Genomic DNA, 20,909 nt, shown 5'->3' with positions numbered 1-20,909 from the left:
CGAGGTCAGCTTCCGTGTCGTCCGTCCCGCTTCCATCGTCCCGCCCGGCCCTCGGCCTGATCGGCCTCGGCGCCTTCGGCCGCCTGATCGCCGGGCCCCTCGCGCGGCACTTCCCCGTGCTGGCTCACGACCCCACGGCGTCGGACGATTCCGGGATCGAGGGCGTGCGGCTGACCAGCCTCGCCGAGGCGGCCACCTGTCCGATCGTGGTCCTGGCCACGCCTGTCGCCGCCCTGCCCGAGGTCGTGGCGGCGATCCGTCCGTACCTGCGCCCGGGCGTGCTCGTCCTGGATGTCGGATCGGTGAAGGTCGTCCCCGCCGACGTGATGCGCCGGGGCCTGCCGGCGCACGCCGCCATCGTGGCGACCCATCCGCTGTTCGGCCCGCAGAGCGCGCAGGACGGTCTGCGCGGCTGCCGGATCGCGGTCTGCGAGGTGCGCGGCGATCGGTCCCGGCGCGTCGCGGCTTTCCTGCGGAGCGCTCTAAGTCTCGACGTTATTCTGACCACGCCGGAGGCACATGACCGGGACGCCGCAGCCAGCCAGGGGCTGACCCATCTGATCGCTCGGGCGATGCTTGCGATGGAGCCGCTGCCCACGCGGATGACCACGCGCAGCTTCGATCTTCTCATGCAGGCGGTGGAGATGGTCCGGCACGACGCACCGGAGGTGTACGACGCCATCGCGCGCGCCAACCCCTACGCGGAGGAGGTGCGGCGCCGCTTCGTCGCCCAGGCCACGCGGCTCACCACGGACCCCGTGCAGGAGCGGGATCGGGCGGCGTGAGGGGGCTCAGACCGGGTCGCCGGTGTCGGTTTGCCGGCGGGCGCGCAGGCGGTCCCGCCAGCCCTTGACCCGGACGTTGGCGGCGGCCCGTGCCCGCTCCAGGCGCGCCGCGAGGGGAAAGAGCGGATCGCCGCCGCGGGTTTCGACGAGGATGTGCGCGAGGGCCAGGCGCTCGGTCCAGAAGGTTTCCGGCAGGGTGTAGTTCGGCGGCGCGCAGGAATCCGCGCTGGCGATCGCGGGATCGGCGACGATGTCCTGGGTGAGCTGGTGGAAGGCGAGGGCGCCGGGGGAATGTCGGGCAACCGACGCGTCGTAGGAAATCTTGAGGCTCCAGAGCCGCTTCCGGGTAACGAAGCTGACCACCGCCGCCAACGTGCGCCCATCGCGGCGCAGGCAGTCGATCCGGACGTCGCCGCGGGCGCCGAAAGCCGCGATGGCCGCGCGCATCATCGCGGCCTGGCGGGGATCGTCGGCGATGGCGGTGCCGCGCCGCCCCTTCCAGCCGGCGCTCTCCAGGGCGATGTAGTCGTCGATCGCGGCGGGCAGGTCGGCCGGATCGCGGATCGTCTCGACGCTGACCGGCCCGTCCGCGTTGAGCCGCTCCCAGGCTTGGCGCAGCTTGCGGCGCTTTCGGGACGAAAGATGCGCGAGGTATGCCGTCCGCGCCACGGAATCGCGCCCCGTCAGGTCGAGGAGGGCGCGCTCGTGCGCCCAGAACCGGGCGTGGCGGAGCCGGTTGCGGTCGAGCCAACTAGAGAGGAGTTCGGCGAAGGGGCCTTGCGTGGGCACGTGGGTCAGCATCAGGCGCGGACCGATGAGGTGGCGCAGGCCGAGGAACAGGGCGTCGAGGGCGCGGGCCGGTTCGGCGGCGTCGAGGAGAGGCACCCCGAAGATTCCGAACTCATGCATCCAACCCATCGTGAGGATGAGGGGCAGGCCCCAGCGCAGGCGCCTGGCCCGCACCGGCCAGGCCCCGAGCAGATGCAGGCCCGGCTCCTCCGGCGCCCGGTCGCCCACCAGGGCCACCTGCACGCCACGGCCGAAGGCGCCCGAGGCCGGCAGGGCGAAGTCGGGGTCGTAGAACAGGTTGTCGACGAGGGGCCGGCGGCCGAGGTCGCGCCAGGCCTCGATCCAGGGGGCGTTCGCCTCCAGGGGGCGCAGGGCGACCACGAGGCCGTCCGGCGTCACCACGCTGCGGGACCGGATCTGTCGCATCAGGCGGCTCGCTTGAAGCGGCGGGCCGTGAGGTCGGCCACGCCGAGGATGTTGAAGGCCCAGCCCGTCGCGACCGAGACCACGGCGAGGCAGGCGAGCTTGAGGGCGAGGCCCGCGCGCGGATCGAGGGGCAGCCGGTCCAGGCCCGCCAGGATGAGGCCGCACAGGAGCGCGGCGCAGACGATGATCGCCACGTCCCGCACCGGCACCGGCATGCGGCTGCCGCCGCGCGAGCCAAACAGGAACACGAGGCAGGCGAGGCCCTGGCCGACCGCCATGGCGAGCGCCGCTCCCTCGACGCCGTAGCGGGGCACCAGCACGGCCGAGAGTGCGCCGATGGCGACCAGCAACGTCACCGAGGCGACGGCGTCGAGGTGGCTGGTGGGCGTGAAGTAGATCACCTGTCCGAAGTAATAGGCGCGCAGCATCTGCAGGATGCTCGCTGTCACCAGCAGGGGCGCCACCCGCAGGGCCGTCTCGCGGTAATCCGGCCCGAGCAGAATGCCGACGAGGACGTCGTCGAAGGACAGGAAGAACACCGCCCCGAAAGCCGCGATCACCGTGAGGAGCCGGGCCGCGTCCTCCAGCACAGGCCGCGCGGCGGGCAGGCCCCCCTCCCGGGCCTCGCGCTTGGCGATGGAGACCAGCGCGAGGGCGATGCTGTCGCCGAACACCACGAAGCTCTGGCGCAGGAAATCGGCGAAGGCCCCGTAGGCGCCGAGTTCACCTACACCAATGCTGGCCCCGATGATGAGCCGGTCCAGGGTCTGCGCCAGGGCGGCGGCCGCGAAGGACAGCACCAGGGGCCAGCCATAGATCAGCAGGCGCCTGGCCTCGGCGCGGTCCCCCGGCCCGCGCAGCAGGGCCCGGATGGCGACGAGCGAGGGGATCGCCGCCAGCATGTTGGCGAGCGCCGTCGCCACCAGGAGCGCGACGGCATCGCCCCCGCCGAGCAGGGCGGCGCTGCCGAGGCCGAGCACCAGCACGGACCGCAGCATGATGGAGAGGGCGACGGCGGAGACTTCGAGGCGGGTTCGGGCGATCTCGGCGGCCCCCTCGAAGGCCGTCATGCCGACGACCGCGACGAGGATGGCGGCGGCCGCGCGCGGGGCGATGAGGCCCGCCATCGCCGCCCCGGCCGCGCCGAGTCCGGCCAGCAGCAACATGCCGCCGAGGAGCCGGACCACCGTGCCGACCTGCAGCGCCGCCCGGTCCTCGGCATAGAGGGCGAAGAACGAAAATTTCGGCCATTGGCAGGTGGCGCTGTAGAGCACCAGCGCCCAGGACAGGACCAGCAGGTAGAGACCGAACACGTCGGTCGGCGCGAGGCGGGTGAACACCGCCAGGGCCGCCATGTTCAGGGCGGCGGCAAAGCCCCGCGAACCCACATAGGTCAGGGTGTGGCGCGCGATCATGGGTCCCCAGGGCGCAACCAGCCCGGCCGGTCGCTCCGGCCTCGTTCGCCTGCGGTAACACGCCAGTGTTGCCGACACGTCAACGGTCCCGGGGCCACGGCCCGTCGTGGGCGCCTCATGCACCTGGCGCATGAGGGCTGGTCGGACGACGCCGTGTCGAGGCGCTTCGATTGACTTCGCAAGCGCGAAGGCTCATATCGCGACTGCAGCGTCAGCGGCCGTCATGGTTCCGCTTGAGAGGGCTGCGTGACGGATCGACGGATCGCATCAGCGGGCCCCGAGCGACCTGAGCCCCTCTCTTCAACGTGCATGCACCCGGACTGCCCCCGCACGCGGGCGGCTCCAGCTCAACGGACCGACCATCGTCTTCGATGACGCGCCTCGCCCAGAGGTCGTCCGGCACGGTCCCGCTGCCTGAAAGTTATTCCTTGACCCAATTCACCGATTTCGGCCTCGCCCAGCCCGTGCTGCGGGCGCTGGAGGAGGCCGGCTACAAGAGCCCGACCCCGATCCAGGCGCAGGCCATCGCCCCCGCCATGCAGGGCCGCGACCTCTGCGGCATCGCCCAGACCGGCACCGGCAAGACCGCGGCCTTCGCGCTGCCGATCCTGCACCGCCTCGCCGAGACCCCGCGCCGGCCGATCCGCCGCGGCTGCCGCGTGCTCGTGCTCTCGCCGACCCGCGAACTCGCCAACCAGATCGCCGAGAACTTTTCCGACTACGGGAAATACCTCTCTTTCACCAACACCGTGGTGTTCGGCGGCGTCACCATCTCCCGTCAGGAGAAGGCGCTGGCCAACGGCGTCGACATCCTGGTCGCTACGCCAGGCCGCCTCATGGACCTCATCGAGCGCCGCTCGCTGACCCTCGAGGCCGTCGAGATCCTCGTCCTCGACGAGGCCGACCAGATGCTCGACCTCGGCTTCATCCACGCCCTCAAGCGCATCGTGAAGATGCTGCCGAAGGAGCGCCAGAGCCTGTTCTTCTCGGCCACCATGCCGAAGAACATCGCCAGCCTCGCCGACCAGTATCTGCGTGATCCGGTCCAGGTCGCGGTCACGCCGGTCGCCACCACCGCCGAGCGCGTGACCCAGGAGGTCATCTTCGCCCATACGGGCGCCAAGCAGGCGCTGCTGAACCACATCCTGCGCGATCCGGCGATCGAGCGCGTGCTCGTCTTCACCCGGACCAAGCACGGCGCCGACCGCGTGGTGCGCGGCCTGGAGAAGGTCTCGATCAACGCCTCCGCCATCCACGGCAACAAGTCCCAGCCGCAGCGCGAGCGGGCGCTGGCCGCCTTCAAGGACGGCTCCTGCCGGGTGCTGGTCGCCACCGACATCGCGGCGCGCGGCATCGACGTCGAGGCCGTGAGCCACGTCATCAACTACGACCTGCCGAACGTGCCGGAGAGCTACGTCCACCGCATCGGCCGCACCGCGCGCGCCGGTGCGAACGGGCTCGCGATCTCGTTCTGCAACGACGAGGAGAAGGCTTACCTGCGGGATATCGAGCGCACCACGCGCCAGAAGATCCCCGTTGCGGGCTTCCCCGAGGGCTTCAGCCCGCCTTCCCGCCAGGAGGCGGCGGACAACGCCCAGGCCGAGGAGCGCCGTCCCGCGCCAAACGGCCAGCGTCCCGGTCAGCGCCAGGGCCAGCGTCCGAGCAGCCGCCCCGGCGGCCGGCCCGGCCAGGGCCGTGGCTTCGAAGGTCGCGGCGGTGAGAACCGCGGTGGCGCCGGGCGCCCGGCCCGTGCCGACGGAGCGCCCCGTCCGCAGGAGAACCGGGGTGAGCCGCGCGGCGAGCGCCGCCAGGCCGCTCCGGCCGAGCATCGGTCCGAGCCCCGTGGCGAGCGCCCCCGGGCGCCGCGCCCGCAGGGAAGCGGCGAAGGCCGCGCCATCGGTTGGCTGGATCGCGGCCCGCGCTCCTGAACCCGACCAGCATCTGACCTGAGATCACGCCGCCCCGGCCAGCCGGGGCGGCGTTTTTCGTTCTGGGACCGGGTGGCCCAACGGGGATGGTCGGGTCGACTCAACGGCCATTGCCAAGTCGGGCCCGAAGGCCATCTCAAAGGGGCCGGGCCCCTGCGTCCGGCCTCACCGGAGGCGAGCGATGCGGTTTGAACTGTACCGGGATTCGGCGGGCGGCTGGCGCTGGCGCCTGCGGGCCCAGAACGGCAACGTGGTCGCGGATTCCGCCGAAGCCTACGTCCGCCGCGAGGATTGCGAGCACGGCATCGCGCTGGTGAAGGGCAGCGCCGAGGCGGCGATCGTCGACATGACCCTCAGGATCGCCTGAAGCGGACGTGTACCGGACCGTGATCGTGCGTGACCCCGGAAGGTCGGTGGACGCGGCCGGATGGCGGCGTGTCGTCCGCCGAACGTCAGCGCGTCCCGGACTCGGGGCGCAGGGCTTCGTTGACCATTCCACCCAAGCCGCGCGATGCGCCCGCAACGCTTTCGGCCGCTCGTGCGTTTGATGCGACCGGGTTCGGATCGCGAACGGACTTCGCGCGGGCACGGATGTCGAACTCGACAGATTTCAAGGAGTTGAGAACGTGCTGAGGAAACTCGTGCTGGCCGCGCTGCTGGCCTTAGGCTTTGCCGCCATGGCACCCCAGGGCGCTTCAGCCGCCCCGATCGGTCCTGCCCTCGCCCTTCAGAGCGAGGCAGCCCCGGCCGCCGTGCAGACGGTCCAGTATTATGGCTACCGTCGCCGCTTCTACGGCCCGCGCCGTTTCTATGGCCCGCGTCCTTTCTACGGCCGCCGCTACTATGGTCCGCGTCGCTTCTACGGCCCGCGTCCCTACTACGGCCGCCGCTTCTACGGCCCGCGCCGCTTCTACTACTAAGTTCTAGAGACCTTCGACACGTTCGGACGGTGCTTTGCGTCGTCCCGGCCCGGTTCCCGTTCGCGCGGGGGCCGGGCCGCGTTGTTTCGGGCAGCCTGTGCAACGGCACTAAATTTCGCAATTGCGGCTGGGAAGCCGGGAGTCCATGCGATAAGTTGCTAGATGCGAGACGGCCCGCGTCAGATCGGGCCGCTCCGGAGGATAATCCATGAACGCCATCGCCGAACGGCGCGCGCCCGCCTGCGCGCCCTGGAAATCGCTTCCCCTCGAGATCCTGGTGTCGGCCTTCGCCATTATCCTCGCCGGCGGCCTGAAATGGGCCGGTGCGCTGCCCTGATTCACCCGGTCACGGATGGGCGGCCCCGCCGTCTTCGTCCTATGGTGGAGCCAGCCGGGATCCGGCGCGCGCAGACGGGTGAGATCATGACCGAGACGGACGGGGTGTCGCTTCCCCGGGGCGACCTGACGGTGCGCACCATCGCGATGCCGGCCGACACGAACGCCAACGGCGACATCTTCGGCGGCTGGGTCATGTCGCAGATGGACCAGGCCGGCGGCATCGCCGCCGTGGAGCGCGCGCAGGGCAGGGCGGTTACCGTCGCGGTGAACGCGATGACCTTCATCCGGCCCGTGCGCGTCGGCGACGTGCTCTGCGTCTATACGCGGATCGACCGCGTCGGGCGCACGTCGATGAAGATCGAGGTCGAGGCCTGGGCCCGACGTTTCCGCACCCAGGTGCGCGAGAAGGTGACGGAGGCGACCTTCACCTTCGTGTCCATCGACGACGAGGGCCGGCCCCGGCCCCTGGACACGCCCTGATTCGTCAGGCGTTGGGTGCGGCCACCTTCTGGCGCAGCCCCGAGATCACCGCCTTCAGGATGTCGGCGTCGGAATCGCTGCTGGCCATGCAGCGTACGGTCTCGATGCGCTCGTGCACGAAGGAGAGTTTGGCGATCACCGCCGGCGTCAGCTTGAACGGGAACAGGGCCGGCTGACCCATGCTCCGGCTCAACGAATTGACCGCGTAGGTCAGGGGCAGCCACGCCTCGACGATCCGGCTGAAATCCGTGGTCCGGTAGGGATCGAAGTCGATCACCACGGGTTCGGCCGGTCCGTGGCGCAGGCGCGGGCGCACGTGCATCTCGAAGGCGCTGGCGGTCTCCAGGGTATCGACGATGTGGAGGTACTGCGCCCAGGTCTCGGCGAAATCCTCCCACGGATGGGCCGTGGCGTAGGCGCTGACGTAGGTGTCCTCCCAGTCCGCCGGCGCGCCCTGCGAATAGTGGCGCTGGAGCGCGCCCGAATAGTTCAGCCGCTCGTCGCCGAACAGCGAGCGGAAGGTCCAGAGGCTCTGGTCGAAGCGCACCAGGACGTTCCAGAAATAGTGCCCGATCTCGTGCCGGAAGTGCCCCAGCAGGGTGCGGTAATACTCGCCGAACAGCATCCGGCGGCGCTCGCGCTCGACGTCGTCGGCCTCGGCGATGTTCAGGGTGATGAGGCCGCTGCGGTGGCCCGTCAGCACCGGTGGGCCGATCTGGTAGCTCTCGGAGGGATCCACCAAGAAATCGAAGGCGAGGCCCGTGGTCGGGTTCTGGTCCCGGGTCATCAGCGGCAGGTCGAGGCGCAGGAGCGAGTAGAACAACCGGTGCTTGGCCGCCTCGATCTGGCGCCAGCGCGTCAGGTTCCAGGCGATCGAGAGGTCCGGCACCACATGGTTGTGCCGGCAGGTGAAGCAGTAGCGGTCCGGGGAATCCTCCGGCACCAGCCAGTTGCAGGCGTCGTAATGGGCATTGGCGCAGAAGCGGTAGCGCCGCGCCGGGTCGGCATAGGCGTGCCAGACCTGACCCACCGGCTCCAGGGCCGACATCTCGTGGATGGCGCAGACATAGCCGAGCCGACGCTGACAGCTCTCGCAATGCGTGCTCTCGAAGCTGATCGGCTGGTCACAGGCCTGGCACTGGAAGATCTTCATGAACCCGTCGCGGGACGCCTCGCCTGTCACATCCAGCGTCGCACGCCGCTCGTGAAGGAACCGTCATAGCGGATCGGCGCGCTCGCCGGTGGCAAAGCGTGCGCAACACGTGAAGTTCCGGACGCCGCTCGCCCGGCGTGCATCGAACGCCCGATGCACGAAACTTGCAAGCCCGCCCCCCGGGCGTGCCCTCATGATGCCGCCGCGTGAAGGCCATCGCACAAGGGTCCGTGTTCGCGTATGTCATAGCGAAGCTTCCTCCGGGACACCGCAGGGCGGTGCCCCGTTTCTCCGCCGCCGGTGCGCGCCCTTCGCGCCCGGCGCCCTGTCCAGCTACAGCGGGAGCCCCCGTGTCGATCAAAGCCGCCCTGCACCACGTCACGCACTACACCTACGACAAGCCGATTTCCCTCGGCCCGCAGGTGATCCGGCTGCGCCCGGCGCCCCACACGCGCACCGCCGTGCCGGCCTATTCGCTGAAGGTGCTGCCCGAGAATCACTTCATCAACTGGCAGCAGGACCCGAACGGCAACTGGCTGGCCCGGCTGGTGTTTCCCGAGAAGACGTCCGAACTGAAGATCGAGGTCGACCTCATCGCCGACATGTCGGTGATCAACCCGTTCGACTTCTTCGTGGAAGAGTACGCCCAGACCCGGGGCTTCGCCTACGCGGACGATCTCACTGCCGAGCTGAAGCCCTACCTCGTCCTCGACGACGCCCTCTGCCCGGAGGTCGACGCCTTCCTGGAGCGGCTGCCCGCCGAGACGAACACCGTGCTGTTCCTGGTGGCGCTCAACGCCCAGGTGGCGGGTGAGATCACCTACGGCGTGCGCATGGAGCCCGGCGTCCAGACGGCGGCCGAGACCCTGACGCTGAAGAGCGGCTCCTGCCGCGACTCCGCCTGGCTCATGGTGCAGATCCTGCGCCGGCTCGGCATGGCCGCCCGCTTCGTCTCGGGCTACCTGATCCAGCTCATCCCCGACACCACCGCGGTGGACGGCCCGGCCGGCACCAGCACCGACTTCACCGACCTGCACGCCTGGGCCGAGGTGTACCTGCCCGGCGCCGGCTGGATCGGCCTCGACGCCACCTCCGGTCTCCTCTGCGGCGAGGGCCACATCCCGCTGGCCGCGACCCCGCACTACGCCTCCGCCGCGCCGATCGCGGGCTTGGCGGAGCCGGCCGAGGTCACGTTCGGCTTCGAGATGTCGGTGACCCGCGTGGCCGAGGCGCCCCGCATCACCAAGCCGTTCTCGGAGGAAGTCTGGGCGGCGATGGACGCGCTGGGCGAGCGCATCGACGCGGACCTGACGGCCCAGGACGTGCGCCTGACCATGGGCGGCGAGCCGACCTTCGTCTCCATCGACGACTTCGAGTCGGCCGAATGGAACGCCGCCGCCGTGGGCCCGACCAAGCGCGGCCTCGCCGACAAGCTGATCCGGCGCCTGCGTGATCGTTTCGCGCCGGGCGGCATGCTGCATTACGGCCAGGGCAAGTGGTATCCGGGCGAGAGCCTGCCGCGCTGGGCCTTCGCCCTGTTCTGGCGCCGGGACGGGGTGCCGGTCTGGAAGGACGCCGCCCTGATCGCGCCGGAGGACGGCCCGCGCGACGCCACCATCCACAAGGCAAAGGACCTGATCGACGCCGTCGCCCAGCGCATCGGCCTCGGGGCCTACGTGTTCCCGGCCTTCGAGGACCCGGTCTACTGGACCGAGAAGCGCGACGAGCTGCCGATCAACGTCACGACGTCCGAGCCGCGCTACCCCAACCCGGAGGCGAATGCGCGGATGGCGCGGGTGTTCGCCCGTGGGCTCGGCGAGGCCGCGGGCTACGCCCTGCCGCTGGCGAGCCTTCCGGTCGGCAAGGACGGCGATTCCGAGCGGCTCTGGATCTCGGAGCCCTGGGAGTTCCGGCGCGGCCACGCCTTCCTGACGCCGGGGGACTCGCCGGTAGGCTACCGCCTGCCGCTCTCCTCGCTGCCCTTCGTGCCGCCGGAGCACTACCCCTACTACCAGCCGCAGGACACCCTGGAGGATCGCGACGCGCTGCCGGAGGGCCATCCCGGCGCCAAGACCGTCAACGGCTCCGGCGTCACCGGCGTCGCGGTGCGCACCGCCTTCGCGGTGGAGCCGCGCGACGGCATCCTCCACGTCTTCATGCCACCGCTGCAGCGGGTGGACGAGTATCTCGAGCTCCTCGGCTACCTCGAGGAAGCGGCCGCCGCCCTGAAGCAGACGCTGCATATCGAGGGCTACGAGCCCCCCTTCGATCCGCGCCTCAACGTCATCAAGGTCACCCCCGATCCCGGCGTGATCGAGGTGAACGTGCACCCGGCCCCGTCCTGGCGGGAGGCCGTGCGGATCACCACCGACCTCTACGAGGATGCCCGCCAGACCCGCCTCGGCGCCCAGAAGTTCATGACAGACGGCCGTCACACCGGGACCGGGGGCGGCAACCACGTGGTGCTGGGCGGCGCCACGCCGAACGACTCGCCGTTCCTGCGCCGGCCCGACCTCCTGAAGAGCCTCGTGCTGTACTGGCAGCGCCACCCGGCGATGTCCTACCTGTTCTCGGGCCTCTATATCGGCCCGACGAGCCAGGCCCCGCGCATGGACGAGGCGCGCCACGACGGGCTCTACGAGCTCGAGATCGCGATGGCGCAGGTACCCCGGCCCGATGCGCCCAACATCCCGCGCTGGCTCGTGGACCGCATCTTCCGCAACATCCTCGTGGACGTGACGGGCAACACCCACCGCTCCGAGATCTGCATCGACAAGCTCTACTCGCCGGACGGCCCCACGGGCCGCCTCGGACTCCTCGAGTTCCGCTCGTTCGAGATGCCGCCGGACCCGCGCATGAGCCTCGCGCAGCAACTCCTGCTGCGCGCCATCGTCGCTTGGCTCTGGCGCGAACCGCAGGAGGGCGGCTGTGTCCGCTGGGGCACGGGCCTGCACGATCGCTTCATGCTGCCGCACTTCCTGTGGGCCGATTTCCTCGGCGTGCTGGAAGACCTCCGGGGGGCCGGCTACGACTTCGACCCGGCGGCCTTCGTGGCGCAGCGCGAGTTCCGCTTCCCCGTCTTCGGGACGGTGGAGCAGGGCGGCGTGAAGCTCGAACTCCGCCAGGCCCTGGAGCCCTGGCACGTGCTGGGCGAGGAGGGCGCGATCGGGGGAACCGTGCGTTACGTGGACTCGTCTGTGGAGCGGCTGCAGGTGAAGGTCGAGGGCTACGTGCCCGGCCGGCACATCATCGCCTGCAATGGCCGGCGCCTGCCCATGACCAGCACCGGAACCTCCGGCGAGGCGGTGGCCGGCCTGCGCTTCAAGGCCTGGCAGCCGGCCTCGTCGCTGCACCCGACGATTCCCGCGCACTCGCCGCTGACGATCGACATCCTGGACGCCTGGAGCGGCCGGTCGCTGGGCGGCTGCCGCTACCATGTCAGCCATCCGGGCGGGCGCAATTACGAGACCTTCCCGGTCAACACCTACGAGGCGGAGGGGCGGCGCCTCGCTCGCTTCCAGCCGCACGGCCACACCGCCGGCCCGGTCGCGATGCCCGTGGAGGAGTTGAACCGGGAGTTCCCGATGACCCTCGACCTGCGCACGCCCGTGCCCCCGGGCTACACGCCCCCGGGCACGACCGCGCCATGAGCGAAGCGGCCGCAGGGGAGGTTCAGGGACGGGCCGAGCGCCTCGCGCGCTGGACCTCCGCCTACCGGCCGCAGGCAGGGGTGCCGGACGAGTTCATGGATGCGGACGGCCGGCCCAAGGGGGCGTGGCCGCGCTTCCTCGACCGTCTCGGCGACCTCGACGAACTGGAGATCGGCGCCCGCTTCGTCTCGGCGGTGCGGCGCATCCGCGACACCGGCATCTCCTACCGGATCTACGGCGACAAGCGGGAACATGCCTGGCCGCTGGGCTCCCTGCCCCTCGTCATCGAGCAGGACGACTGGGAGACCCTGAGCGCCGGCATCGTCGAGCGGGCCGGCTTGATGGAATCGATCCTCGCCGACATCTACGGCGAAGGGCGCCTCGTCGCGCGCGGGCTGCTGCCGGCCGCCGCCGTCGCGGGCAGCCCCGAATTCATGCGCCCGCTCGTGGGGGTGAAACCGCCCGGCGGACGTTTCCTCAAGCTCTACGCCGCCGACGTCACCCGCGGTCCCGACGGGCGCTGGCGGGTGCTGGCCGACCGCACCCAATCCCCCTCCGGGCCCGGCTACGCCCTGGAGAACCGCCTCGTCCTGACCCGCGCCTTCCCGGACCTGCACGCCGACCTGCAGGTGGAACGCCTCGCGGCCTTCTTCCAGGCTTTTCGCGATGGTCTCGCCGTGGGGGCCGAGCGCAGCGACCCGCGCATCTGCCTGCTCACCTCCGGGGTGTTCAGCTCGACCTACGTGGAGCAGGCCGCGCTCGCCCGCTATCTCGGCTTGCTCCTGGTGGAGGGCGACGACCTCGTGATGCAGGACGGCGCCCTGCACATCCGCACGGTGTCGGGTCTCAAGCGGGCGGACGTACTCTGGCGGCGCATCGATTCCGACTACATCGACCCCCTCGAGCTCAACCCGGCCTCGCGCCTCGGCGTGCCCGGCCTCGTGGAGGCCCTGCGCAACGGCAGCCTCGTCGTCGGCAACATGCCGGGCTCCGGCATCCTCGAATCCGGGGCGCTGGCCGCCTATCTGCCGAACATCGCCCGGCACCTCCGCGGGCGGGACCTTCGCCTCGCCGGCCCGAAGACCTGGTGGTGCGGCGATCCGGACGCCCTGGCGGAGGTCCGCGACAATCTCGGCGCCCTGAGCCTGCGCCCGGTGGCGACCCCGCCGAAGGGCGCCGTCCGGGACGCGATCCTGGCGCCCCACGCCCTCGATGCCGAGCGGGACCACCTCCTCGCCGCCCTGCGCGACCGGCCCTTCGACTACGTCGCCCAGGAAACCATGCCGCTGGCCACCATGCCGGCCTGGGACCGCACGGGCGGGGCCCTGCGGCTGGTGCCACGCCCCTTCGTGCTGCGGGTGTTCGCGGCGGCGACGCCCGGCGGCTGGCGCGTGATGCCGGGCGGGTTCTGCCGCATCTCGGAGCGGCCCGACGTCGAACCCCTGGAGATGCGGGCCGGCATCAAGTCGGCCGATGTCTGGATTCTGTCGCGCGATCCCGTCGAGGCGGTCTCGCTGATCCAGCCCGGCTCGACCCGGGTCCGGCGCATCGCCGGGCACCTGCCGTCGCGGGCCGCCGACAACCTGTTCTGGTTCGGGCGCTACGTGGAGCGGGCGGAAGCGGTGATCCGCCTCGTCATCGCGCATCTCGGCAGCGTCGGCTCGGCCGTGATCGCCGACATGGCGGGCGACGCCAAGGCGCCGACGGCTCTGCGCATCCGCGCGCTCCTCGACGAGTGGGGGGCTATCGAGGCGCCAGACCTGCCCACCGGCACCCTGGCGCAGCAGGCGCTGAGCGGGCGCGACACCTACGGCTCGGCCCTGCGCCACAGCCTGTCGGCCCGGGCCAACGCCGCCACCCTGCGCGAGCGCCTCTCGGGCGAGGCGTGGCGGGCGCTGGCCGACCTCCGGGATCTCCTGGAGATCGATGCGACCCAGGCCCTGCCCGAGGCCCAGCTGCTCGGCCTCGCCGAGCGGGCCCTGAGCCACATCGCGGCCCTCTCCGGCCTCGCGCAGGAGAACATGAACCGCACCGCCGGCTGGCACTTCGTCGATCTCGGGCGACGCATCGAGCGGGCGATCAACACCCTCAGCTTCGCCACGCGCTTTGCCTGCGACGCGGCCACGGCGGAGGATCTCGGCGTGATGCTGTCGCTCTGCGACGCGCATGTCTCGTTCGGCGCGCGCTACCTCCAGGGCGTCGCCCTCGATCCGGTGCGCGACATGGTGCTGCTCGATCCGTTCAACCCGCGCTCGGTGGCCTTCCAGGTGGAGGCGATCGCCCGGCATCTCGGCCAGTTGCCGGTGCTGCGGGTCGACGGCCTGCCCGAGCCGCACCAGCGCCTCGCGTCCAAGCTCGCGGCGGAGTTCGCCTCAGGCGAGGCGGCGGAATTCGACGGTGCGGCCCTGACGCGCCTGGAGAACGAGGTGGAACGCCTCGCCGACGCCATCGCGACCCGCTACTTTCCCAACGGACCGCACGCCCTGCGCCCGGAAAAGCTCGTGGGACTCGCGTGATCTACACGCTGCGCCACCTCACCACCTACCGCTACACGCGGCCCGTGCGCTTCGCGCGCTGCGCCCTGCGCCTGCGGCCGCGCGACGGCGAGGGCCAGACCGTGCTGGAGAGCGCGCTGACCATCAGCCCGGACCCGAGCCTGCGGGTGGTCCGGCGCGACTATTTCGGCCTCGACGTGGTCTCGGTCACGATCGACGCGCCGCATACCGAGCTGCGAGTGGAGGCCCTGTCGCGGGTCCGCGTGGAGCGCGATCCGTTGCCTGCGCCCGAATCCGGCCCGGCCTGGGAGACGGTGCGTGACCGGGCGGTGACGGGGCAGGGGCTCGACCCCGACCGGCCGGTGCATTTCCAATTCCCCAGCGTGCGCGTGCCCCTGGTGCCGGCGGTGACGGACTACGCCCGGGCGAGCTTCCCCCCCGGCCGCAGCGCCTATGGCGGGGCCGTCGACCTGATGCGTCGCATCCGGGCCGATTTCACCTTCGATTCCAAAGCCACCACCGTCCACACGCCGCTGGCCGAGGCCTTCGCCCTGCGGGCCGGCGTCTGCCAGGACTTCACCCACATCATGATCGCAGGCCTGCGGGGCCTCGGCCTGCCGGCGGCCTACGTGAGCGGCTACCTGCGCACGATCCCGCCGGCGGGGCGGCCGCGCCTGCGCGGCGCCGATGCAAGCCACGCCTGGGTCTCGGTCTGGTGCGGGGAGGGCTGGATCGGCCTCGATCCCACCAACGGCATCGGCATGTGCGACGACCACATCGTCGTGGCGCGGGGGCGCGACTACACCGACGTCTCGCCCATCGACGGCATCGTCTCGGCCTCAGGCCCGCAGAAGCTCAAGGTCGAGGTCGACGTGGTGCCGGACGGCGAGCCCATGCCCGAGCACGCGGATCTGGCCGCATCGGCCTGATCCGGCTTCGCGCCTCAGCCCATCCGCTCGGTGAAGAGCCGGAACGCCTCGAGGGTCTCGGCGCTGACGTGGTGCTCGATGCCCTCGGCGTCGCGGCGCGCGATCTCGGGCCTGACGCCGAGGGCGCACAGGAACTGCTCGACGATGCGGTGGCGCTCGCGGCTCTGCACGGCCAGGGCCTGGCCCGCCTCGGTGAGGAACACGCCCCGGTAGGGCCGCTGCTGCACGAGGCCATCCTCGGCCAGGCGCTTGAGCATCTTGGCGACGGTGGGCTGGGCGACCCCGAGCCGGGCCGCGATATCGACCTGTCGGGCCTCGCCGCCGTCGCCGATGAGGTCGGCGATCAACTCCACGTAATCTTCCACGAGTTCGAGGCGGCGCGCCTCGCGGGCCTGCCGGAAGCTTTCCACGTGGACGTCGGGGTCGACGAGGGCCGTATCGGGCGCGGAGGAGGTCGAATCCTGCATCTGGCCGGCGAACTCCCCCCGTTCGGCGTGCGCCGAACGGCGCCCGAGCCGGGTTGTAGCCAAGCGCGGCCCCGGATGGGAGCCCCCCCGGGGCCCGAAAGCCGGATCAGCCCCGGAGTTGGGTCACAAAATCCCGCGTGAAGCGGGGCAGGGCGTCGAGGTCCCGGACGCAGATGGTGAGGTCGCGCAGGGCCCAGGCATCCTCCAGGGGCACGATCGCCAGCGGCATGGTGCGGGCCGCCCGCGCCGCCGTGGTCGCGGGCACGATGCCGAGGCCGACGTCGCAGGCCACCAGCCGGCAGATCGCGTCGAAGCTGCGCAGCTGCACCCGCAGCCGCATGGGCGGTCGGCCCGTCCGCGCGGCCTTGTCGGCGAGGAAGCGGGTCAGGGCGCTGGTCCGGTCGAGGCCGACCAGCGGGTGCTCGATCACCTCCGCGAAGGCCACGCAGGTCCGCCCCGCCAGGGGGTGCCCGGTCGCCGCCACCATCACGAAGCGGTCCTGCCGGAACGGATAGGTCTCCAGCGCGCCGGTATCGACGGTGCCGGCCACGATGCCGAGATCGGCCGAGCCCTCCGCCACCAGCCCGACGATCTCGTCCGAGGTCCGCTCCTCGATGTCGACGCTGACGCCGGTCTGGCGCGCCAGGAAGGCGCTCAGGACCTCGGGCAGGAATTCGGTGAGTGCGTTGGTGTTCGAGACGAGCCGGATCTGCCCCACCGTGCCGCCCGAGAAGGCCGCCAGATCCTCCTGCATGCGGTCGATGCGCTCGAGGAGCCCGCGCGCATGGGCGAGGAGCGAGCGACCCGCCGGCGTCGGCACCACGCCCTGGCGCCCACGCGTGAGGAGGGCCGCCCCGAGGGTCTCCTCCATGGCGCGGATGCGCACGGAGGCGGCGGCCAGAGCGAGGTTCGCGCGCCCCGCGCCGTGGGTGATCGAGCCCGCCTCCACCACGTGCCGGAACAGCGAGAGGTCGACGAGGTCGAAGCGCATCATCGACGTGGGCCCTTCTGCATGGCGGTGTCTCCCCTGCGCGTCAGCACTTCCTTAACCCTGTGCGCGCATCCTGCCGGCATGGTGGTTCGTCGTCGCGTCCGTGCTGTCCTGATGCCCCTCGGCCTTTACGCCGTGTCGGGCCTCGTCGTGGGCTTCTTCGTGCATCAGGCCGAGAGCGGCAACCGTGGCCTCGAGGCGAAGCGCGCTCTCAAGATCCAGGCGCGGGCGCTGAACCAGGAACTCACGGCGGCAAAGGCCGACCGGGCGATCTGGGAGCACCGCGTCGCGCTCCTGCGCAGCGAGCAGATCGACCGCGACCTGCTGGAGGAGCGCGCCCGCGTCATGCTCGGCCGCGTGCACGCCAACGACGTCGTGATCATCGATCCGTGAGGCCACCCGCAGGGCAAAACTCTTCGCCGACGCAGGGGCTTCGCAACTGACAACTTCCCCGTTCTGTCGGGCCGGCGGCCTCGCTTTCCCCGGAGGCGTGCCCTAGAACCCCGGGTGAACAGATGGTCCCGGGGAGTTGCCGATGGATGCCGCGAAGGATGCAGGCCAAGCTGCCTCCGATACGAGCCGGGCGGGAGCCAAACGCTCCGCGGGGGCGAAGTCCGGGGGTGCGGCCGAGACCCACGCGCCGGCCCCGAACGCGCCGCAGTTCACCCGTGACGAAGACCTCCACGCTTATCACGAGATGTTGCTGATCCGGCGCTTCGAGGAGAAGGCCGGCCAGCTCTACGGCATGGGCCTGATCGGCGGATTCTGTCACCTCTACATCGGCCAGGAAGCCGTCGTGATCGGCATGCAGATGGCCTCGGTCGAGGGCGATCAGGTCATCACCGGCTACCGCGACCACGGCCACATGCTGGCCTGCGGCATGGACCCCAAGGGCGTGATGGCCGAGCTGACCGGCCGGCGCGGCGGCTACAGCCGCGGCAAGGGCGGCTCGATGCACATGTTCAGCCGCGAGAAGCAGTTCTTCGGCGGCCACGGCATCGTCGGCGCCCAGGTCTCGCTGGGCACCGGGCTCGCCTTCGCCGACGCCTACCGGAAGAACGGCAACGTCAGCCTGACCTACATGGGCGACGGTGCCGCCAACCAGGGCCAGGTCTACGAGAGCTTCAACATGGCGCAGCTCTGGAAGCTGCCCGTGGTCTACGTGATCGAGAACAACCGCTACGCCATGGGCACGTCGGTCGCCCGCGCCTCGGCCCAGACCGATTTCTCCAAGCGCGGCATCTCGTTCGGCATCCCCGGCGAGCAGGTGGACGGCATGGACGTCCGCACCGTGCGCGAGGCCGCGACCCGGGCGATCGAACACGCCCGGTCCGGCCAAGGCCCCTACATCCTCGAGATGCAGACCTACCGCTATCGCGGCCACTCGATGTCCGACCCGGCCAAATACCGGACCAAGGACGAGGTCTCGAAGATGCGCGAGGAGCACGACCCCATCGAGATGGTGCGCAAGCGCCTGATCGAGATGCACGGCGTGCCCGAGGCCGATCTCAAGGCCACCGACGCGAAGGTGCGCGAGACCGTGAACGAATCCGCCGAGTTCGCCACGCACGATCCCGAGCCGGATCCGGCCGAGCTGTGGACCGACATCCTGCTGGAAGCCCGCGCCTGAGCCCCATCACGCGCCGGAGGCCGGGCGCGCACGCCGCGCCAGCGGCTGCGCCCCTGCCTCCGACGGGCTGACCGCCTCATCCTCGATCGACGAGTATTTCATGGCGACCGACATCCTGATGCCCGCCCTCTCTCCGACCATGGAGGAGGGCAAGCTCTCGAAGTGGCTGAAGAAGGCGGGTGATCCGGTCAAATCCGGGGACGTGCTGGCCGAGATCGAGACCGACAAGGCGACGATGGAGGTCGAGGCCATCGACGAGGGCGTGCTCGCCAAGATCCTGGTCGAGGAGGGCACCGAGGGCGTGAAGGTCAACACGCCGATCGCCATCATCGCGGCCGAGGGCGAGGACATCTCGGCGGCCTCCGCCGGCGGCGGCACCCCGAAGCCGGAGGCGTCCGCCCAGCCCGCCCCGGCGCCCGACATGCAGGCCGAGGGCCAGGCGGAGAAGCCCGCCCCGAGCGCCAAGACCGGCGACGACGCGCCGAAGGCCCCGGCGGCGCCCGCCACCATCACCAACAAGGCGCCCGCGCCGGTGATGGAGGAGTTCCCGGAGGGCACCGAGATGGTCACCACGACCGTCCGCGAGGCCCTGCGCGACGCGATGGCCGAGGAAATGCGGCGGAGCGACGACGTCTTCGTGATGGGCGAGGAGGTCGCCGAGTACCAGGGCGCCTACAAGATCACGCAGGGGCTGCTGCAGGAATTCGGCGCGCGGCGCGTGGTCGACACACCGATCACCGAGCACGGATTTGCCGGCATCGGCGTCGGCGCGGCCTTCACGGGCCTGCGCCCCATCGTCGAGTTCATGACCTTCAACTTCGCCATGCAGGCGATCGACCACATCATCAACTCGGCGGCCAAGACTCTCTACATGTCCGGCGGCCAGCTCGGCTGCCCCATCGTGTTCCGTGGCCCCAACGGCGCGGCCGCCCGCGTCGGCGCCCAGCACAGCCACGACTATTCGGCCTGGTACTCCAACGTGCCCGGCCTCAAGGTCATCGCGCCCTACACCGCCTCCGACGCCAAGGGCCTCCTGAAGGCCGCGATCCGCGATCCGAACCCGGTCATCTTCCTCGAGAACGAAATCCTGTACGGCCAGAGCTTCCCGGTGCCGAAGCTCGACGACTTCGTGCTGCCCATCGGCAAGGCGCGCATCCACCGCACCGGCAAGGACGTGACCATCGTGTCGTTCTCAATCGGCATGACCTACGCCCTCAAGGCGGCGCAGGCGCTGGCCGAGGAGGGCATCGAGGCGGAGGTGATCGACCTGCGCACCCTGCGCCCGATGGACACCGACACCGTGGTGGAATCGGTGAAGAAGACGGGCCGCTGCGTCACCGTCGAGGAAGGCTTCCCGCAATCGGGTATCGGCGCCGAGATCTCGGCCCGGTTGATGGTCGACGCCTTCGACTACCTCGACGCCCCCGTCCTGCGCGTCACCGGCAAGGACGTGCCGATGCCCTACGCGGCCAACCTCGAGAAGCTGGCGCTGCCCAACGTCGCCGAGGTCATCGAGGCGGTGAAGGCGGTCTGCTACCGCTGAGGGCCGCACGCGTTCACCTCCAACTCTCCCCGTGCCGGGGAGAGACCGGAGACGAGATGATGACCCAGAAATTCGAAGAACTTTCCGCCCCGCCGGATGCCATCGAGAACGGTGGCATCGAGGTGCTTCGCGCCAGCGTCGTCGACGGCGCGGTGAGCATCGCCCTGCGCCGCTCCTTCGACGATCCAGCGACCTGGGGCCGTCTTCTGGCCGACCTCGCCCGCCAAGCGGCACGGGTCTACGCGCTGGAGACGGAGATGGCCGAGGACGAAGCCTTCGCGCGCATCAGCGCCGGCTTCGAAGCCGAGAGCCTCGACCCCGACTCCCCGATTCTGAACTGACCGCCGCCCCCCTAACTCGCCCGCTGACGATCAGGATTTCACCCCATGCCGATCAACGTCCTGATGCCCGCCCTGTCGCCCACGATGGAGAAGGGCAACCTCGCCAAGTGGCTCAAGAAGGAGGGGGATGCGGTGAAATCCGGCGACGTGCTCGCCGAGATCGAGACCGACAAGGCGACGATGGAGGTCGAGGCCATCGACGAGGGCGTGCTCGCCAAGATCCTGGTGGCCGAGGGCACGGCCGACGTGCCGGTGAACGACCTCATCGCGATCATCGCCGTGGACGGCGAGGACCCGGCCAGCATCCAGGCCCCGGGCGGCGCAGAAGCTCCCAAGGCCGAGGCTCCCAAGACCGAGGCTCCCAAGACCGAAGCCCCGAAGGCGGATGCCGAGAACGCAACCCCGGGCGGCGGGACGATGTCCTACGCCCGCGTCGACGCAGCGCCGGACGGCGCGAAGCCCGATGGCGGCAAGGGCGCGGAGACTGTCGGCGCCGCGTCGGCCCCCGGGGCCGAGGGTGGGCGCGTCTTCGCCTCACCGCTGGCTCGCCGGATCGCCAAGCAGGAGGGCGTCGACCTGGCGGCGGTGACGGGCTCCGGCCCCCGCGGCCGGGTGATCGAGCGCGACG

General features: G+C 70.8%; 19 protein-coding genes. 14 read left to right on the top strand and 5 right to left on the bottom strand.

The features are described 5' to 3' along the window. Window positions 1-14 precede the first annotated feature (14 nt). Entirely contained in the window at window positions 15-785 is a 771-nt protein-coding gene (locus MFF30_RS17965) for a prephenate dehydrogenase/arogenate dehydrogenase family protein (protein WP_238280846.1), read from the top strand. Between the two features lie 6 nt (window positions 786-791). On the opposite strand, the gene MFF30_RS17960 is transcribed toward MFF30_RS17965, so the two are convergent. Together MFF30_RS17960 and MFF30_RS17955 are read right to left on the bottom strand one after the other, a co-directional pair. Further along, complete coding sequence (locus MFF30_RS17960) at window positions 792-2,000, bottom strand: GNAT family N-acetyltransferase (protein ID WP_238280845.1); 1,209 nt, start codon at window positions 1,998-2,000, stop codon at window positions 792-794. Beyond that, the gene (locus tag MFF30_RS17955) at window positions 2,000-3,415 is read right to left on the bottom strand and encodes a lipopolysaccharide biosynthesis protein (protein ID WP_238280844.1); all 1,416 of its coding nucleotides are present in this window, start codon (window positions 3,413-3,415) and stop codon (window positions 2,000-2,002) included. The genes MFF30_RS17960 and MFF30_RS17955 overlap by 1 nt, the downstream gene beginning before the upstream one ends. Window positions 3,416-3,843: 428 nt before the next feature. Here MFF30_RS17955 and MFF30_RS17950 point away from each other — a divergent pair, with 428 nt between their 5' ends. The 5 genes from MFF30_RS17950 (at window position 3,844) to MFF30_RS17935 (ending at window position 7,082) form a co-directional block, all read left to right on the top strand. Then, the gene (locus tag MFF30_RS17950; RefSeq protein WP_238280843.1) at window positions 3,844-5,343 is read left to right on the top strand and encodes a DEAD/DEAH box helicase; all 1,500 of its coding nucleotides are present in this window, start codon (window positions 3,844-3,846) and stop codon (window positions 5,341-5,343) included. A 181-nt stretch (window positions 5,344-5,524) separates the two neighbouring features. Next, complete coding sequence (locus tag MFF30_RS17945) at window positions 5,525-5,710, top strand: YegP family protein (protein WP_238280842.1); 186 nt, start codon at window positions 5,525-5,527, stop codon at window positions 5,708-5,710. A 259-nt stretch (window positions 5,711-5,969) separates the two neighbouring features. Next, window positions 5,970-6,263 carry a hypothetical protein gene (locus MFF30_RS17940; RefSeq protein WP_238280841.1) on the top strand — a complete coding sequence of 98 codons (294 nt, stop codon included), beginning with the start codon at window positions 5,970-5,972 and terminating at the stop codon, window positions 6,261-6,263. A 208-nt stretch (window positions 6,264-6,471) separates the two neighbouring features. Further along, complete coding sequence (locus tag MFF30_RS26010) at window positions 6,472-6,600, top strand: hypothetical protein (RefSeq protein WP_283205917.1); 129 nt, start codon at window positions 6,472-6,474, stop codon at window positions 6,598-6,600. A gap of 86 nt (window positions 6,601-6,686) precedes the next feature. Further along, the gene (locus MFF30_RS17935; RefSeq protein ID WP_238280840.1) at window positions 6,687-7,082 is read left to right on the top strand and encodes an acyl-CoA thioesterase; all 396 of its coding nucleotides are present in this window, start codon (window positions 6,687-6,689) and stop codon (window positions 7,080-7,082) included. Window positions 7,083-7,086: 4 nt separating this feature from the next. Here the strand turns inward: MFF30_RS17935 and MFF30_RS17930 are convergent, their stop codons facing one another. Then, complete coding sequence (locus MFF30_RS17930) at window positions 7,087-8,235, bottom strand: zinc-binding metallopeptidase family protein (protein WP_238280839.1); 1,149 nt, start codon at window positions 8,233-8,235, stop codon at window positions 7,087-7,089. Between the two features lie 350 nt (window positions 8,236-8,585). Between MFF30_RS17930 and MFF30_RS17925 the strand changes: the two genes are divergently transcribed. Genes MFF30_RS17925 through MFF30_RS17915 form a run of 3 tightly spaced genes read left to right on the top strand, consistent with a single transcriptional unit; the run spans window position 8,586 to window position 15,309 of the window. Continuing rightward, window positions 8,586-11,885, top strand: a complete 3,300-nt coding sequence (locus MFF30_RS17925; RefSeq protein WP_238280838.1) for a transglutaminase family protein — start codon at window positions 8,586-8,588, stop codon at window positions 11,883-11,885. Beyond that, window positions 11,882-14,401 (top strand): circularly permuted type 2 ATP-grasp protein, encoded by a 2,520-nt coding sequence (locus MFF30_RS17920; protein WP_238280837.1) that lies wholly within the window; start codon window positions 11,882-11,884, stop codon window positions 14,399-14,401. Before MFF30_RS17925 ends, MFF30_RS17920 begins: the two co-directional genes overlap by 4 nt. Beyond that, a complete protein-coding gene (locus MFF30_RS17915) occupies window positions 14,398-15,309 on the top strand; it encodes a transglutaminase family protein (protein WP_238280836.1) in 912 nt (303 codons plus the stop codon). Before MFF30_RS17920 ends, MFF30_RS17915 begins: the two co-directional genes overlap by 4 nt. A 14-nt stretch (window positions 15,310-15,323) precedes the next feature. On the opposite strand, the gene mntR is transcribed toward MFF30_RS17915, so the two are convergent. Continuing rightward, a complete protein-coding gene (gene mntR / locus MFF30_RS17910; RefSeq protein ID WP_238280835.1) occupies window positions 15,324-15,776 on the bottom strand; it encodes a manganese-binding transcriptional regulator MntR in 453 nt (150 codons plus the stop codon). 106 nt (window positions 15,777-15,882) lie between these two features. Beyond that, window positions 15,883-16,770 (bottom strand): LysR family transcriptional regulator, encoded by an 888-nt coding sequence (locus MFF30_RS17905; protein ID WP_238280834.1) that lies wholly within the window; start codon window positions 16,768-16,770, stop codon window positions 15,883-15,885. A gap of 78 nt (window positions 16,771-16,848) precedes the next feature. Between MFF30_RS17905 and MFF30_RS17900 the strand changes: the two genes are divergently transcribed. The 5 genes from MFF30_RS17900 to MFF30_RS17880 form a co-directional block, all read left to right on the top strand. Further along, window positions 16,849-17,160, top strand: coding sequence for an FtsB family cell division protein (locus tag MFF30_RS17900; protein ID WP_238280833.1), 312 nt, complete (start codon window positions 16,849-16,851; stop codon window positions 17,158-17,160). Window positions 17,161-17,302: 142 nt separating this feature from the next. Further along, window positions 17,303-18,397, top strand: a complete 1,095-nt coding sequence (pdhA, locus tag MFF30_RS17895; RefSeq protein ID WP_238280832.1) for a pyruvate dehydrogenase (acetyl-transferring) E1 component subunit alpha — start codon at window positions 17,303-17,305, stop codon at window positions 18,395-18,397. Between the two features lie 100 nt (window positions 18,398-18,497). Next, the gene (locus MFF30_RS17890; protein ID WP_238280831.1) at window positions 18,498-19,940 is read left to right on the top strand and encodes a pyruvate dehydrogenase complex E1 component subunit beta; all 1,443 of its coding nucleotides are present in this window, start codon (window positions 18,498-18,500) and stop codon (window positions 19,938-19,940) included. 59 nt (window positions 19,941-19,999) lie between these two features. Then, the gene (locus MFF30_RS17885) at window positions 20,000-20,281 is read left to right on the top strand and encodes a DUF5076 domain-containing protein (RefSeq protein WP_238280855.1); all 282 of its coding nucleotides are present in this window, start codon (window positions 20,000-20,002) and stop codon (window positions 20,279-20,281) included. A gap of 45 nt (window positions 20,282-20,326) precedes the next feature. Further along, on the top strand, window positions 20,327-20,909 hold a 583-nt coding region (locus tag MFF30_RS17880), incomplete at its 3' end, for a biotin/lipoyl-containing protein (protein ID WP_238280830.1).

This window comes from Methylobacterium goesingense (assembly GCF_022179225.1).
In the GTDB taxonomy this organism is placed as follows: Bacteria; Pseudomonadota; Alphaproteobacteria; order Rhizobiales; family Beijerinckiaceae; genus Methylobacterium; species Methylobacterium goesingense.
The sequence above is the reverse complement of the archived record's forward strand: the minus strand, read 5'-3'. Positions and strand labels throughout refer to the sequence as shown.